The sequence below is a fragment of the Leclercia sp. TB492 genome, from assembly GCF_049974505.2.
Taxonomy (GTDB): Bacteria; Pseudomonadota; Gammaproteobacteria; order Enterobacterales; family Enterobacteriaceae; genus Enterobacter; species Enterobacter adecarboxylatus_C.
In genome coordinates this window covers 4,364,548-4,379,256 of sequence record NZ_CM127572.1, presented here as the reverse complement: position 1 = coordinate 4,379,256, position 14,709 = coordinate 4,364,548, and the positions used below count along the sequence as shown (strand labels likewise).

At 57.1% G+C, this 14,709-nt stretch carries 12 protein-coding genes; 9 read left to right on the top strand and 3 right to left on the bottom strand.

The features are described from left to right. Nucleotides 1-12: 12 nt before the first annotated feature. Entirely contained in the window at nucleotides 13-1,758 is a 1,746-nt protein-coding gene (ggt, locus tag ACP4QI_RS20800) for a gamma-glutamyltransferase (RefSeq protein WP_185902394.1), read from the top strand. 77 nt (nucleotides 1,759-1,835) lie between these two features. On the opposite strand, the gene yhhY is transcribed toward ggt, so the two are convergent. Both yhhY and ACP4QI_RS20790 read right to left on the bottom strand, forming a co-directional pair. Next, nucleotides 1,836-2,324: an N-acetyltransferase gene (yhhY, locus tag ACP4QI_RS20795; protein WP_426495872.1), complete on the bottom strand. Its 489-nt coding sequence runs from the start codon at nucleotides 2,322-2,324 to the stop codon at nucleotides 1,836-1,838. Between the two features lie 218 nt (nucleotides 2,325-2,542). Continuing rightward, nucleotides 2,543-3,193, bottom strand: coding sequence for a bactofilin family protein (locus ACP4QI_RS20790; protein WP_285126405.1), 651 nt, complete (start codon nucleotides 3,191-3,193; stop codon nucleotides 2,543-2,545). 173 nt (nucleotides 3,194-3,366) lie between these two features. Between ACP4QI_RS20790 and ACP4QI_RS20785 the strand changes: the two genes are divergently transcribed. From ACP4QI_RS20785 to gntU, 5 genes are all read left to right on the top strand, one after another. Continuing rightward, nucleotides 3,367-4,404: an oxidoreductase gene (locus ACP4QI_RS20785; protein ID WP_426495871.1), complete on the top strand. Its 1,038-nt coding sequence runs from the start codon at nucleotides 3,367-3,369 to the stop codon at nucleotides 4,402-4,404. A gap of 123 nt (nucleotides 4,405-4,527) precedes the next feature. After that, nucleotides 4,528-5,223 carry a pirin family protein gene (locus ACP4QI_RS20780; RefSeq protein ID WP_142487411.1) on the top strand — a complete coding sequence of 232 codons (696 nt, stop codon included), beginning with the start codon at nucleotides 4,528-4,530 and terminating at the stop codon, nucleotides 5,221-5,223. Between the two features lie 99 nt (nucleotides 5,224-5,322). Further along, on the top strand, nucleotides 5,323-6,318 hold the full coding sequence (gene gntR, locus ACP4QI_RS20775) for a gluconate operon transcriptional repressor GntR (protein ID WP_142487410.1): 996 nt from the start codon (nucleotides 5,323-5,325) through the stop codon (nucleotides 6,316-6,318). A gap of 126 nt (nucleotides 6,319-6,444) precedes the next feature. Next, nucleotides 6,445-6,972 (top strand): gluconokinase, encoded by a 528-nt coding sequence (gene gntK, locus ACP4QI_RS20770; RefSeq protein ID WP_142487409.1) that lies wholly within the window; start codon nucleotides 6,445-6,447, stop codon nucleotides 6,970-6,972. Between the two features lie 3 nt (nucleotides 6,973-6,975). Continuing rightward, nucleotides 6,976-8,316 carry a gluconate transporter gene (gntU, locus tag ACP4QI_RS20765; RefSeq protein WP_426495870.1) on the top strand — a complete coding sequence of 447 codons (1,341 nt, stop codon included), beginning with the start codon at nucleotides 6,976-6,978 and terminating at the stop codon, nucleotides 8,314-8,316. A gap of 91 nt (nucleotides 8,317-8,407) precedes the next feature. Here gntU and ACP4QI_RS20760 read toward each other — a convergent pair whose 3' ends face one another. Further along, entirely contained in the window at nucleotides 8,408-9,001 is a 594-nt protein-coding gene (locus ACP4QI_RS20760; RefSeq protein ID WP_032614883.1) for a YhgN family NAAT transporter, read from the bottom strand. A gap of 177 nt (nucleotides 9,002-9,178) precedes the next feature. Here ACP4QI_RS20760 and asd point away from each other — a divergent pair, with 177 nt between their 5' ends. The 3 genes from asd (at nucleotide 9,179) to glgX (ending at nucleotide 14,691) form a co-directional block, all read left to right on the top strand. Continuing rightward, nucleotides 9,179-10,282, top strand: coding sequence for an aspartate-semialdehyde dehydrogenase (gene asd, locus ACP4QI_RS20755; protein WP_142487407.1), 1,104 nt, complete (start codon nucleotides 9,179-9,181; stop codon nucleotides 10,280-10,282). Nucleotides 10,283-10,531: 249 nt separating this feature from the next. Beyond that, the gene (gene glgB / locus ACP4QI_RS20750) at nucleotides 10,532-12,718 is read left to right on the top strand and encodes a 1,4-alpha-glucan branching enzyme (protein WP_142487406.1); all 2,187 of its coding nucleotides are present in this window, start codon (nucleotides 10,532-10,534) and stop codon (nucleotides 12,716-12,718) included. Further along, complete coding sequence (glgX, locus tag ACP4QI_RS20745; protein WP_285129055.1) at nucleotides 12,715-14,691, top strand: glycogen debranching protein GlgX; 1,977 nt, start codon at nucleotides 12,715-12,717, stop codon at nucleotides 14,689-14,691. Before glgB ends, glgX begins: the two co-directional genes overlap by 4 nt. Nucleotides 14,692-14,709: the final 18 nt, after the last annotated feature.

The window sequence follows — 14,709 nt, the reverse complement described above, 5'->3', positions numbered from 1 at the left end:
TGGAGAATAACAATGATGAAACCAACGTTTTTACGCTGGGTAGCGATTGCTGCCCTGACGGCAGGCGGTACGTTTTGCGTGGCAGCGAATCCGCCTGCCGCGCCCCCGGTCTCCTACGGCGTGGAAGAAGATGTGTTCCATCCCGTGCGGGCGCAGAAGGGGATGGTCTCTTCGGTGGATGCCCTCGCCACCCAGGTAGGGGTGGATATCCTCAAACAGGGCGGTAATGCGGTGGATGCGGCGGTGGCGGTCGGCTATGCGCTGGCAGTGACGCACCCGCAGGCGGGTAACCTCGGCGGCGGCGGTTTTATGATGCTGCGTACCAAAGATGGCGTGACCACGGCGATCGACTTCCGTGAAATGGCCCCCTCCCAGGCCACGCGCGACATGTTCCTCGACGAGCAGGGCAACGCCGACAGTAAAAAATCCCTCACCTCCCATCTGGCGACCGGCACACCGGGTACGGTTGCGGGCTTCTCGCTGGCGCTGGATAAGTACGGCACCCTGCCGCTGAACAAAGTGGTCCAGCCGGCCATCAAGCTGGCGCGCGACGGTTTTGAGGTCAACGACGCCCTGGCCGACGATCTGAAAACCTACGGCAGTGAAGTGCTCCCTAACCATGAGAGCAGCAAAGCGATCTTCTGGAAGGAGGGCGAGCCGCTGAAGAAGGGTGACAAGCTGGTGCAGACCAACCTCGCCAAAAGTCTGGAGATGATTGCCGAGAACGGCCCGGACGCCTTCTATAAAGGGGTCATTGCCGACCAGATTGCCGAAGAGATGAGCAAGAACGGCGGGCTGATCACCAAAGCCGATCTCGCGGAGTACAAAGCCGTGGAGCGCACGCCGATTAGCGGGGACTATCGCGGGTATCAGGTCTACTCCATGCCGCCGCCGTCTTCCGGCGGGATCCACATCGTGCAGATCCTCAACATCCTCGAGAACTTCGATCTGCATAAGTTTGGTTTCGGCAGTGCCGATACCATGCAGGTGATGGCCGAGGCGGAAAAATATGCCTACGCTGACCGCTCGGAGTATCTGGGTGACCCGGATTTCGTCAAGGTGCCGTGGCAGGCGCTGACCAATAAAGCCTATGCCAAAACCCTGGCTGACCAGATCGATATCAACAAAGCCAAACCCTCTAGCGAGATCCGCCCGGGCAAACTGGCGCCGTACGAGAGCAACCAGACCACCCACTTCTCGGTGGTGGATAAAGACGGTAACGCGGTGGCGGTGACCTATACGCTCAACACCACCTTTGGTACCGGGATCGTGGCAGGTAACAGCGGTATTCTGCTCAACAACGAGATGGACGACTTCTCCGCCAAACCGGGCGTGCCGAACGTCTACGGGCTGGTGGGCGGGGATGCCAACGCCGTCGGGCCGAAGAAGCGTCCGCTGTCGTCGATGTCACCGACCATCGTGGTGAAAGATGGCAAAACCTGGCTGGTGACCGGCAGCCCAGGCGGCAGCCGCATTATCACCACCGTGCTGCAGATGGTGGTCAACAGCATCGATTACGGGATGAACGTGGCAGAGGCCACCAACGCGCCGCGCTTCCATCACCAGTGGCTGCCGGATGAGCTACGGGTGGAGAAGGGCTTTAGTCCGGACACCCTGAAACTGCTGGAGCAGCGCGGGCAAAAAGTGGTGGTGAAAGAGGCGATGGGCAGCACCCAGAGCATTATGGTCGGGCCGGATGGCGCGCTGTATGGGGCATCGGATCCGCGTTCAGTAGATGATTTGACGGCGGGGTATTAAACCTTTTCCCTCTCCCCAATGGGGAGAGGTATCCATAACCGTAGGCCGGGTAAGGCGAAGCCGCCACCCGGCAATGCTTACCTGATGCGCGCCATAAAGTGCGCATCCACATACTCGCCGTTACGCAGGGCGAACTTCTTCCCGGTGCCTTCCACCACAAAGCCGTATTTACGATACAGGGCGATGGCAGAGGGATTGTCGACAAACACCGTCAGCTCGATGCGCTCGATGCGCAGCCAGTTGTCGCACAGGTTGATCATCTCCCGCATCAACGCGCTGCCCGCGCCGCGGCCTTGCACCTCGGCTGAAACTCCGATTCCGAACGTCGCGACATGGCTGCGGCGTGGATTTTCCATCACGTCCAGCACCAGATGCCCGATAACCTGTCCGTCCAGGCAGGCTACCAGATGGCGCCTGCCCGGTTTTGCGGCCACGCGTTCCTTCCACATGTCCATCGATGGATGAGGAAGCTGTAGAGTGTCGTGATAAACCCCCGGATGGGCATTCAGCAGGCGTAAAGCTTCGGCATCGGCGGCTTCAACGTGGCGTATCACTATCTCACTCATTCCTTCTTCCTCAGTCAGTTAGGTTCCTTTTCAACATCCATGAGTTTGAAATGTGAGTCAACAAGCATTTTTTGCAAAAAAGGAGTGGACAAGTGCGAATGAGAATGATTATTATTGCTCTGCATTCAGGAGAACCGACACGGGAACCTGAAAGCACGACATTGCTCACATTGCTTCCAGTATTATTTTAGCCAGCTTCCAGCTGGCTTTTTTTTGCCCTAAAGCTTTTGCAGCTGCACGAGATCGAGCGGGTCGGGGGTGCTCTCTTTCATCAGACCCACCACGTTGTTCTTTTCTGCGACAGCCGGCAAAAGCTCAGCCTGGCCGGAAAACTGACCGCCTTTTTTAACCGCCAGAGTGCGATAGCCAAGGGTGCCCGTGACCTGACCATGCTCGCAGATCTCAATCACATCGCTGCTGCACTGGCCGACGATCTTGCCATCCACGATCAGCTCCCGACAGGTAACGTTCCCCTCCACCTGGCCCCCACGCATAATCTTTATCAGGCTCTCACTGGAATCGATATTGCCGATAAGCGTCCCGTGAACGTAGACGTGCCCGCCGGAAACGATATTACCTTCAAAGCGCACATCGCTGGCGATAACCGTGGTGCCGTGTTTCTCCGTAACGGTGGGCTCTTTTTCGCTGACGGGCACCGGTGGAAGGGCGATGTCTGGCTTTCCAGTCTCGGTGGTTTTGCTCTTTTTAAACATGATCTTGACCTGATTAAGTAGAAGGGAGGTGCCAAAGCTCAGTAAGGACAATGCAGCGAACAGCCACGTCAGGAAGAGGGCGCCTGAGCACCAGGACACCAGCGCGAGCAGCCAGAAGAGAAGTGCGCTATTTAACGCGAGATATTTTCTTTCCATAGAAAATGAGCGCGACTCCTTTCGCGAGCATGGGGTTTTGGCCGTCCCCTTATCCTGTTAATTCCGGCCAGGATCAAGGTTCCGACCGCCATTTTAGGATTCGTTATAGAAATATATTTCGCCGCCAGGTTGCGCTATGGTTGAAAGCAGAGACCTAAGCCAGGAAAACCACTATGACACTACACTGCGCATTTATTGGATTTGGCAAAAGCACCACCCGCTATCACCTTCCGTATGTTCTCACCCGTAAAGCCAGCTGGCATGTGGCGCACATCTTCCGCCGCCACCCGAAACCGGAAGAGCAGTCCCCGCAGTACGCCCATATTCATTTCACCAGCGATCTCGATGAGGTCCTGAACGACCCCGAGGTTAAGCTGGTGATTGTCTGCACCCACGCCGACAGCCACTTTGAGTACGCGAAACGCGCCCTGGAAGCCGGTAAAAACGTGCTGGTGGAAAAACCCTTCACCCCGACGATGGCCGAAGCGAAAGAGCTGTTCGCGCTGGCTCGCAGTAAAGGGCTGACCGTGAGCCCGTATCAGAACCGTCGCTTTGACACCTGCTTCCTGACCGCCAGACAGGCGATTGAGAGCGGTAAGCTGGGCGAAATCGTCGAAGTAGAAAGCCACTTCGATTACTACCGTCCGGTGGCGGAGACCAAACCCGGCCTGCCGCAGGATGGCTCCTTCTATGGCCTCGGCGTCCACACCATGGACCAGATCATCTCCCTGTTCGGCCGTCCGGACCATGTGGCCTACGACATCCGCAGCCTGCGCAATAAAGCCAACCCGGACGATACCTTCGAAGCCCAGCTGTTCTATGGCGATCTGAAAGCGATCGTCAAAACCAGCTATCTGGTGAAGATCGACTACCCGAAATTTATCGTCCATGGCACCAAAGGCTCGTTTATCAAGTACGGCATCGACCAGCAGGAGACCAGCCTGAAGGCCAACATCATGCCGGGCGAGCCGGGGTTTGCGGCGGATGAGTCCGTGGGCGTGCTGGAGTACGTCAACGACGTGGGCGTAACGGTGAAAGAGGAGATCAAACCGGGCACCGGCGACTACGGGCAGGTCTACGATGCGCTGTATGAGACGCTGACAAAAGGTACCCCTAATTACGTCAAGGAAATTGAAGTGATGACCAATCTGGAAATCCTTGAACGGGCCTTTGAACAGGCCTCACCTGCCACGGTAACCCTTTCCAGATAAGCCTGAAAGACTCCTCTGTTCTTGTTCAGATATTTTGAATAGAGGAGTCAATTTTCACCCTCTATGATCCCGGGTCGATTGCGTCCACACTTACTCCATCGAAACGAACTGAGGGTAAAAACAATGATCTTCTTACGCAAAGCAAACGACCGCGGTCACGCAAATCATGGTTGGCTGGACTCATGGCACAGCTTCTCGTTTGCCGATTATTATGACCCGAACTTTATGGGTTTCTCGGCACTGCGAGTGATTAACGATGACGTGATCGATGCCGGCCAGGGCTTTGGTACCCACCCGCACAAAGACATGGAAATCCTGACCTACGTTCTGGACGGCGCAGTTGAGCACCAGGACAGCATGGGTAACAAAGAGCAGGTTCCTGCGGGTGAGTTCCAGATTATGAGTGCGGGTACCGGGGTGCGTCACTCCGAATACAACCCAAGCAAAACCGACCGCCTGCGTCTGTACCAGATCTGGATCATTCCGGAAGCCAAAGGCATCACCCCGCGCTACGAGCAGCGTCGCTTTGACGCCGAGCAGGGGAAACAGCTGGTTCTGTCTCCGGATGCCCGTGACGGCTCGCTGAAAGTGCATCAGGATATGGAGCTGTACCGCTGGGCGCTGGCGAAAGACGAGCAGTCCGTGCACCAGATCGCCGCGAACCGCAAAGTGTGGATCCAGGTGGTAAAAGGCGAGGTGACCATCAACGGCACCAAAGCGACCACCAGCGATGGTCTGGCCATCTGGGATGAGCAGGCGATCTCCGTCCATGCCGACAGCGCCGCTGAAATTCTGCTGTTCGACCTGCCGCCAGTCTAAAGAGTAAATAATTGTCCAGCCTTCCCTAATGGCAGGGAAGGTTGGTCTTTGTCCGTGATAAACTGAGGGAATCTATCACTACCGGTTTCTCTCAGGACGATGAAAAAGAAAAGACCCGTACTTCAGGATGTAGCCGATCGCGTCGGTGTGACTAAAATGACGGTCAGCCGTTTCTTACGTAATCCGGAACAGGTTTCCGTGGCGTTACGTGGCAAGATTGCCGCTGCTCTCGATGAACTGGGTTATATCCCCAACCGCGCTCCCGATATTCTCTCCAATGCGACCAGCCGTGCGGTAGGCGTCCTGCTCCCCTCCTTAACCAACCAGGTCTTCGCGGAAGTGCTCCGCGGCATCGAAAGCGTCACCGACGCCTTTGGCTATCAGACCATGCTCGCTCACTATGGGTACAAACCGGAACTGGAAGAAGAACGTCTGGAGTCGATGCTCTCCTGGAACATTGACGGCCTGATCCTGACCGAACGCACCCACACCGCGCGCACGCTGAAGATGATCGAAGTGGCGGGTATTCCGGTGGTCGAGCTGATGGACAGCCAGTCGCCCTGTCTTGATATCGCCGTCGGGTTCGATAACTTTGAAGCCGCCCGCCAGATGACGGCAGCAATCATCGCCCGCGGTCATCGTCATGTCGCCTATCTTGGCGCACGTCTGGATGAACGTACTATCATCAAACAGAAGGGATACGAGCAGGCGATGCTCGACGCGAGCTTAACGCCCTACAGCGTGATGGTAGAGCAGTCTTCTTCCTACACCTCCGGCATTGAGCTGATGCGCCAGGCCCGTCGCGAGTATCCGCAGCTTGATGGCATCTTCTGTACCAACGATGACCTCGCGGTCGGCGCCGCCTTTGAATGCCAGCGTCTGGGGCTGAAGATCCCGGGTGATATGGCGATTGCCGGTTTCCACGGTCACGACATCGGTCAGGTCATGGAGCCGCGTCTGGCAAGCGTCCTGACCCCGCGTGAGCGCATGGGCCGTATCGGTGCGGAACGCCTGCTGGCGCGCATTCGTGGCGAAACGGTGACGCCTAAAATGTTAGATTTAGGTTTCACGCTGTCACCAGGTGGATCTATTTAGGGTGACAAGTTTGAACTAGCTCACACTTATTCACTTCGCACACGTTTGGATATTGCTTCTCGTCAGCCCCGGCAGGACAATGTTACCGATAACTGTTACCCGTAACAATCGACTGAGGGACATACTTTGAGCACCACAAATCCAGATCACCACGTTTATGTCCTGATGGGCGTTTCCGGTAGCGGTAAATCCGCCGTTGCCAGCGAAGTGGCGCATCAAATTCATGCCGCGTTTCTTGATGGTGACTTTCTCCATCCGCGCAGCAATATCAACAAAATGGCCTCTGGCGAGCCGCTGAACGACGACGATCGTAAGCCGTGGTTACAGGCGCTGAACGATGCTGCCTTTGCCATGCAGCGCACCAATAAAGTGTCGCTGATTGTCTGCTCCGCGCTGAAAAAGACCTACCGCGACCAGCTGCGTGAAGGTAACGCCAATCTCTCCTTTATCTACCTGAAGGGCGATTTCGACGTGATTGAAACCCGCCTGAAAGCGCGTAAAGGGCACTTCTTCAAAACCCAGATGCTGGTAACGCAGTTCGAAACCCTGCAGGAGCCGGGCGTGGATGAAAGTGATGTGCTGGTCGTGGATATCGATCAGCCGCTGGACGGTGTTGTCGCAAGCACCATTGAGGTCATTAACAAAAGGCAGTAAGTTTTGAGTACGTTAACGCTTGTTTTAACAGCAGTCGGCTCCGTGCTGTTGCTGCTGTTTTTGGTAATGAAGGCCCGTATGCACGCCTTCGTTGCTTTGATGGTGGTATCCATTGGTGCAGGTCTCTTTTCCGGAATGCCGCTCGACAAAATCGCCGCGACCATGGAAAAAGGGATGGGAGGCACGCTAGGCTTCCTGGCGATTGTGGTCGCGCTTGGCGCGATGTTTGGCAAAATCCTGCATGAAACCGGCGCGGTCGATCAGATCGCCGTCAAAATGCTGAAATCTTTCGGCCACAGCCGGGCGCACTACGCGATTGGTCTGGCCGGTCTGATCTGCGCGCTGCCGCTGTTCTTTGAGGTGGCCGTCGTGCTGCTGATTAGCGTGGCCTTCTCCATGGCGCGCCATACCGGCACTAACCTGGTGAAGCTGGTGATCCCTCTGTTTGCCGGTGTGGCAGCGGCGGCGGCATTTCTGCTGCCGGGGCCTGCGCCGATGCTGCTGGCCTCGCAGATGCACGCTGACTTCGGCTGGATGATCCTGATTGGCCTTTGCGCCGCGATCCCGGGCATGCTGATTGCCGGTCCGCTGTGGGGCAACTTCATCAGCCGTTACGTTGAGCTGCACATCCCGGGCGACGTCACCGAGCCGCACCTGGGCGAGGGCAAAATGCCGTCGTTCGGCTTCAGCCTGTCGCTGATCCTGCTGCCGCTGGTACTGGTGGGGCTGAAAACCATTGCCGCGCGCTTTGTTCCGGTCGGTTCAAGCGCTTATGAGTGGTTTGAGTTTATCGGCCATCCGTTCACCGCGATCCTGGTGGCCTGTCTGGTGGCGATTTACGGCCTGGCGATGCGTCAGGGCATGGCGAAAGACCGGGTGATGGAGATCTGCGGTGCTGCGCTGCAGCCTGCGGGTATTATCCTGCTGGTTATTGGTGCGGGCGGCGTGTTCAAGCAGGTGCTGGTGGATTCCGGCGTCGGCCCGGCTCTGGGCGAAGCGCTGACCGGGATGGGCCTGCCGATTGCGGTGACCTGTTTCGTGCTGGCTGCGGCTGTACGTATTATTCAGGGCTCCGCCACCGTAGCCTGCTTAACGGCAGTGGGCCTGGTGATGCCGGTGATTGAGCAGCTGAACTACTCCGGTGCGCAGATGGCAGCGCTGTCTATCTGTATCGCGGGTGGGTCGATTGTGGTGTCACACGTTAACGATGCGGGCTTCTGGCTGTTCGGTAAATTTACCGGCGCGACCGAAGCGCAAACCCTGAAAACCTGGACGATGATGGAAACTATCCTCGGCACCACCGGGGCGATTGTCGGGATGATTGCGTTTACGCTGTTGAGCTAGCGGCAGTGCCCGGCGGCGCGTTGCTTGCCGGGCCTACAAAACCAGACCGTAGGCCGGGTAAGCGCAAGCGCCACCCGGCTTTTTTACATCCTCACCCCTTCATCCACGCCCTGATCCCATCCAGGAACATCTGCGTCGCCATCATCACCAGAATTAACCCCATCAGCCGCTCCAGCGCATTGACCCCTTTCTCGCCCAGCAGGCGTAAAAACAGCGATGACTGCAGCAGGATGATGAAGGTCCCGCCCCAGGCTATCAGCAGGGCAATCACCAGATGGCTCATCTGATTCGGATACTGATGCGACAGCAGCATCAGAGTTGCCAGAATGGTCGGCCCGGCGACCAGAGGAATGGCCAGCGGCACAATAAATGGCTCTTCACCCGCAGGCAGGCCGCTACTGCTGCCTTCGCTGCTCGGGAAAATCATTTTGATGGCAATCAGGAACAGAATAATCCCGCCGGAGATGGAGACCGTTTCAGCGCGCAAATTCAGGAATGCGAGGATTTTCTCGCCGGCAAACAGGAAGATAAACATCACCAGCAGGGCGATGAGCAGCTCGCGGATCATGATGGCCCGACGGCGCTTCGGCTCGGTGTGCTTCAGCACCGACATGAAGATCGGCAGGTTTCCGAGTGGATCCATAATTAGGATCAATAAAACAGCTGCGGAAATGATTTCACTCATCGTAGGTTATCCCTGATACTTGTATGGTTTCTCGGATGATTAGCTCTTTTTCTGATAGCCGGGCAATCATCGATTAATTTCGCTTGCGACTTTGGCAGCATTTTGTAATGTGAAGCATATCCCAGTTCAATACTGGCTTGCATAAACAGCACACACCCTCTGCAGGAAAAAAATGCTATGAAAAACGTTGGTTTTATCGGCTGGCGCGGTATGGTCGGCTCTGTACTCATGCAACGCATGGTTGAAGAGCGCGATTTCGACGCTATCCGCCCGGTCTTCTTCTCCACTTCCCAGCTCGGCCAGGCTGCACCGTCCTTTGGGGGTACCACAGGCACGTTGCAGGATGCTTACGATCTGGAAGCGTTGAAGGCGCTGGACATTATTGTCACCTGCCAGGGCGGCGATTATACCAACGAAATTTATCCAAAGCTTCGTGAAAGCGGCTGGCAGGGCTACTGGATTGACGCGGCCTCTTCGCTGCGCATGAAAGACGACGCGATCATCATTCTTGACCCGGTTAACCAGGACGTCATCACCGATGGCCTGAATAAAGGCGTCAAAACCTTCGTGGGCGGTAACTGTACGGTCAGCCTGATGCTGATGTCGCTGGGCGGTCTGTTTGCCCAGGATCTGGTGGAGTGGGTCTCTGTGGCGACCTACCAGGCGGCCTCCGGCGGCGGCGCGCGCCATATGCGCGAGCTGCTGACCCAGATGGGCCAGCTGCACCACAGCGTTGCACAAGAGCTGGCAAACCCGGCGTCCGCTATTCTCGATATCGAGCGTAAAGTCACTCAGCTGACCCGCAGCGGCGAGCTGCCGGTAGATAACTTCGGCGTACCGCTGGCCGGTGGCCTGATCCCGTGGATCGACAAACAGCTGGATAACGGCCAGACCCGCGAAGAGTGGAAAGGCCAGGCGGAGACTAACAAAATCCTGCGTACTGCCTCCGCGATCCCGGTTGATGGCCTGTGCGTGCGCATCGGCGCGCTGCGCTGCCACAGCCAGGCATTCACAATTAAAATGAAAAAAGATGTATCCATACAAACTGTGGAGGAATTGCTCGCTTCGCACAATCAGTGGGCAAAAGTCATCCCTAATGACCGCGATATCACCATGCGTGAGCTGACCCCGGCTGCGGTCACCGGCACATTATCTACCCCTGTAGGACGCCTGCGTAAACTAAATATGGGCCCGGAATACCTGTCCGCCTTTACCGTCGGCGATCAGCTTCTGTGGGGTGCCGCAGAGCCGCTGCGCAGGATGCTACGCCAGCTGGCGTAATAAATACTTAATACTTAGGGGTGATTTATCACCCCTTTTTTTGCGTACTAAAGGACGAAAACGCAAATGATTCATTATTTTTCGGGAGTCATATAAAGCGTTGGCTATGCTTTATGCGGGATGTCACATATTCCGCCTGGAGGTTGGATGGAACAGAGAGGATGCACAAGGTGCTGTTCCATCCAGGTCACATTAAGGTCGTACCCGGTGCGCGAAAGGGGCGGCAACTAAAAAAACAGGATGAATACCATGTCCGTTCGTATTGATAGAGACGTGATTAATGCGCTTATTGCGGGTCACTTTGCGGATCCATTTTCTGTACTTGGCATGCACCGCACTGAAGCTGGACTGGAAGTCCGTGCACTGTTACCTGACGCGACGGAGGTGTGGGTCATCGAACCCAAAACCGGGCGCAAGGTCGGTAAACTCGAATGTATCGATTCACGCGGCTTCTTCGCTGGCGTGATGGCCCGCCGTAAAAACGTCTTCCGTTATCAGCTCGCCGTCATCTGGCATGGTCAGCAGAACCTGATCGACGATCCCTATCGCTTCGGTCCGCTGCTGCAGGAGATGGACGCCTGGCTGCTGTCTGAAGGGACGCACCTGCGTCCCTATGAGACGCTCGGCGCCCATTCTGACACCATGGACGGCGTGACCGGCACCCGCTTTACCGTCTGGGCTCCGAATGCCCGGCGCGTGTCGGTGGTGGGGCAGTTCAACTACTGGGATGGCCGTCGCCATCCGATGCGCCTGCGTGGCGAGACCGGCATCTGGGAGCTGTTTATCCCCGGCGCGCAAAACGGCCAGCTGTACAAGTACGAGCTGATCGATGCGCACGGCAATCTGCGCATCAAAGCCGATCCCTATGCCTTCGAAGCGCAAATGCGCCCGGAAACCGCATCGCTCATTTGCGGTCTGCCGGAGAAAGTCGCCCAGAGCGAAGAACGCATCCGGGCCAACCAGTTCGATATGCCGATCTCCATTTATGAAGTCCATCTTGGCTCCTGGCGTCGTCATACCGATAACAACTTCTGGCTCAGCTACCGGGAGCTGGCCGACCAGCTGATCCCGTATGTGAAATGGATGGGCTTTACCCATCTGGAGCTGCTGCCCATTAATGAACACCCGTTCGACGGCAGCTGGGGTTATCAGCCGACCGGCATGTATGCCCCAACTCGCCGTTTCGGCACCCGCGACGACTTCCGCTACTTTATCAACGCCGCACACGCCGCCGGGCTGAACGTGATCCTCGACTGGGTGCCGGGCCACTTCCCGTCCGATGACTTTGGTCTGGCGGAGTTCGACGGCACCAGCCTGTATGAGCACAGCGATCCGCGCGAAGGCTATCACCAGGACTGGAATACCCTGATCTACAACTACGGTCGTCGGGAAGTGACCAACTATCTGGTGGGCAACGCGCTTTACTGGATCGAGCGTTTCGGCATTGATGCCCTGCGCGTGGACGCCGTCGCCTCGATGATCTACCGCGACTACAGCCGCAAAGAGGGAGAGTGGATCCCGAACGAGTTCGGCGGTCGTGAAAACCTGGAAGCCATTGAGTTCCTGCGTAACACCAACCGTATTCTTGGGGAGCAAACACCGGGTGCGGTGACGATGGCGGAAGAGTCCACGGACTTCCCGGGCGTTTCTCGTCCACCTTCGATGGGCGGCCTCGGCTTCTGGTTCAAGTGGAACCTCGGCTGGATGCACGACACCCTGGACTACATGAAGCTGGATCCGGTGCATCGCCAGTATCACCACAACAAGCTGACCTTCGGCATGCTCTACAACAGCACCGAAAACTTTGTCCTGCCGCTCTCCCACGACGAAGTGGTCCACGGCAAAAAATCGATTCTCGACCGTATGCCGGGCGATGCCTGGCAGAAGTTTGCCAACCTGCGCGCCTACTACGGCTGGATGTTCGCCTTCCCGGGCAAAAAACTGCTGTTTATGGGCAACGAGTTCGCCCAGGGCCGGGAGTGGAACCACGATACCAGTCTCGACTGGAACCTGCTGGAAGGGGGCGACAACTGGCATCACGGCGTTCAGCGCCTGGTGCGCGACCTCAACCATACCTATCGGCACCACAAAGCGCTGCACGAGCTGGACTTTGATGATTACGGCTTCGAGTGGCTGGTGGTGGATGACAACGAGCGCTCGGTGCTGATCTTTGTCCGTCGTGACAAAGTGGGTAACGAAATCATCGTTGCCAGTAACTTCACCCCGGTCACGCGTCATCACTACCGTTTCGGCATCAATCAGCCGGGCAAATGGCGTGAGGTGCTGAACACCGACTCCATGCATTACCACGGCAGCAACGCGGGCAATGGCGGGCTGGTGCAGAGCGATGAGCAGGAGAGCCATGGTCGACCACAGTCCCTGAGCCTCACTCTGCCGCCGCTGTCCACGATCTGGCTGGTGCGGGAGGGGGAATGACGCAGCTCGCTGCAGGTAACCCGGCGCCGCTCGGCGCACGCTACGATGGCAAAGGGGTGAACTTCGCCCTCTTTTCCGCCAATGCGGATCGGGTTGAACTCTGCGTGTTTGACGAGAAGGGCATTGAACATCGTTACGATCTGGTGGGCCGCAGCGGCGATATCTGGCATGGCTACCTCGAGCATGCCCGGCCAGGCACCCATTATGGTTTCCGGGTGCATGGTCCCTGGGATCCGGCCAAAGGGCTGTTCTTTAACCCGGCCAAGCTGCTGCTCGACCCTTGTGCGTATCAGGTTGAAGGCACGCTGAAGGACGATGTTCTGCTGCACAGCGGCAAAGTGACCGCCGATCACCGGGACAGTGCCGCGGTGGCGCCCCGCAGCGTGGTGGTCAGCGACGATCGCTACGACTGGGAAGAGGACGCCGCCCCCAATACGCCCTGGGGCAAGACGGTCATCTATGAAGCCCACGTGAAAGGGCTGACGTATCTGCACCCTGGCATTCCGGAGGCGATCCGCGGCACCTACCGGGCGCTCGGTCACCCGGTGATGATTGCTTATTTTAAGCATCTCGGGATCACCGCCCTGGAATTATTACCGGTAGCCCATTTTGCCTCCGAGCCGCGACTGCAGCGCCTCGGTCTCAGCAACTACTGGGGCTATAACCCGATGGCGATGTTTGCCCTCGACCCGCGCTATGCCTCGCATCCCGAGCGGGCCCGGGATGAGTTTCGTGATGCGGTGAAGGCGCTACACGAAGCGGGTATTGAGGTCATTCTGGATATCGTGCTCAACCACAGTGCCGAGCTGGATCTGGAAGGCCCGACGTTCTCCCTGCGCGGAATTGATAACCCTAGCTATTATTGGTTAAGAGAGGATGGCGATTACCACAACTGGACCGGTTGCGGTAACACCCTCAATCTCAGCCATCCGGCGGTGGTGCAGTACGCGTATGAATGCCTGAAGTATTGGGTGGAAACCTTCCATATCGACGGCTTTCGTTTTGACCTGGCGTCAGTGATTGGACGCACGCCGGAATACAGCCCGCAGGCGCCGCTGTTTGAGGCAATTAAGAACTGCCCGCTGCTCTCGGGCGTGAAGCTGATCGCGGAGCCCTGGGATATCGGCCCGGGCGGCTACCAGGTGGGGAATTTCCCGCCGCCGTTTGCCGAGTGGAACGACCACTATCGTGATACCGCGCGCCGCTTCTGGCTGGCGCGCGATCTGTCACTCGGCCAGTTTGCCGGGCGTTTCGCAGCTTCAAGCGATCTGTTCAAGCGCAACGGGCGACTGCCCTCCGCGTCGATCAACCTGGTCACCGCGCACGACGGGTTCACCCTGCGTGACTGCGTTTGTTTCAATCAGAAACACAATGAAGCCAATGGCGAAGAAAATCGTGATGGCACCTTCAATAACCACAGTTTTAACCATGGTATCGAAGGATTAAGTGGCAATCTGAATGTGATTGAGCGGCGCCGCGCCAGCGTGCACGCGCTGCTCACCACGCTGCTTTTGTCGCAAGGAACGCCGATGTTGCTGGCAGGCGATGAACATGGCCACAGCCAGCACGGTAACAACAATGCGTATTGCCAGGATAACCCGTTAACCTGGCTGGACTGGCAACAGGCCAACAGTGGATTAGCCGACTTTACCGCTGCGCTGATCCATCTGCGTCAGCAGATCCCGGCGCTCACCCTGAATCAGTGGTGGGAAGAGGGCGATGGCAATGTGTGCTGGCTGAATAAAGAGGCGCAACCGTTGGAAGCGCGTGAGTGGCAAAGCGGCGTGCCGTGCCTGCAAATCCTGCTTTCGGATAGCTGGCTTATCACGCTTAACGCCACAGATGAGGTCGCAGAAATTGTTTTACCCGAAGGGGAGTGGCGGGCCATCCCCCCATTTGCCGGAGAGGATAATCCGGTCGTTATGACTGCCTGGCATGGGCCTGCGCACGGTGTATGTGTATTCCAGAGATGATAATAAAAGGAGTTGATC

What these genes read in the sequence shown, in the direction of transcription:
- ggt (WP_185902394.1), top strand. Translation starts at nt 13, where the DNA reads ATGATGAAACCAACGTTTTTACGCTGGGTAGCGATTGCTGCCCTGACG.
- yhhY (WP_426495872.1), bottom strand. Translation starts at nt 2,324, where the DNA reads ATGAGTGAGATAGTGATACGCCACGTTGAAGCCGCCGATGCCGAAGCT.
- ACP4QI_RS20790 (WP_285126405.1), bottom strand. Translation starts at nt 3,193, where the DNA reads ATGGAAAGAAAATATCTCGCGTTAAATAGCGCACTTCTCTTCTGGCTG.
- ACP4QI_RS20785 (WP_426495871.1), top strand. Translation starts at nt 3,367, where the DNA reads ATGACACTACACTGCGCATTTATTGGATTTGGCAAAAGCACCACCCGC.
- ACP4QI_RS20780 (WP_142487411.1), top strand. Translation starts at nt 4,528, where the DNA reads ATGATCTTCTTACGCAAAGCAAACGACCGCGGTCACGCAAATCATGGT.
- gntR (WP_142487410.1), top strand. Translation starts at nt 5,323, where the DNA reads ATGAAAAAGAAAAGACCCGTACTTCAGGATGTAGCCGATCGCGTCGGT.
- ACP4QI_RS20760 (WP_032614883.1), bottom strand. Translation starts at nt 9,001, where the DNA reads ATGAGTGAAATCATTTCCGCAGCTGTTTTATTGATCCTAATTATGGAT.
- asd (WP_142487407.1), top strand. Translation starts at nt 9,179, where the DNA reads ATGAAAAACGTTGGTTTTATCGGCTGGCGCGGTATGGTCGGCTCTGTA.
- glgB (WP_142487406.1), top strand. Translation starts at nt 10,532, where the DNA reads ATGTCCGTTCGTATTGATAGAGACGTGATTAATGCGCTTATTGCGGGT.
- glgX (WP_285129055.1), top strand. Translation starts at nt 12,715, where the DNA reads ATGACGCAGCTCGCTGCAGGTAACCCGGCGCCGCTCGGCGCACGCTAC.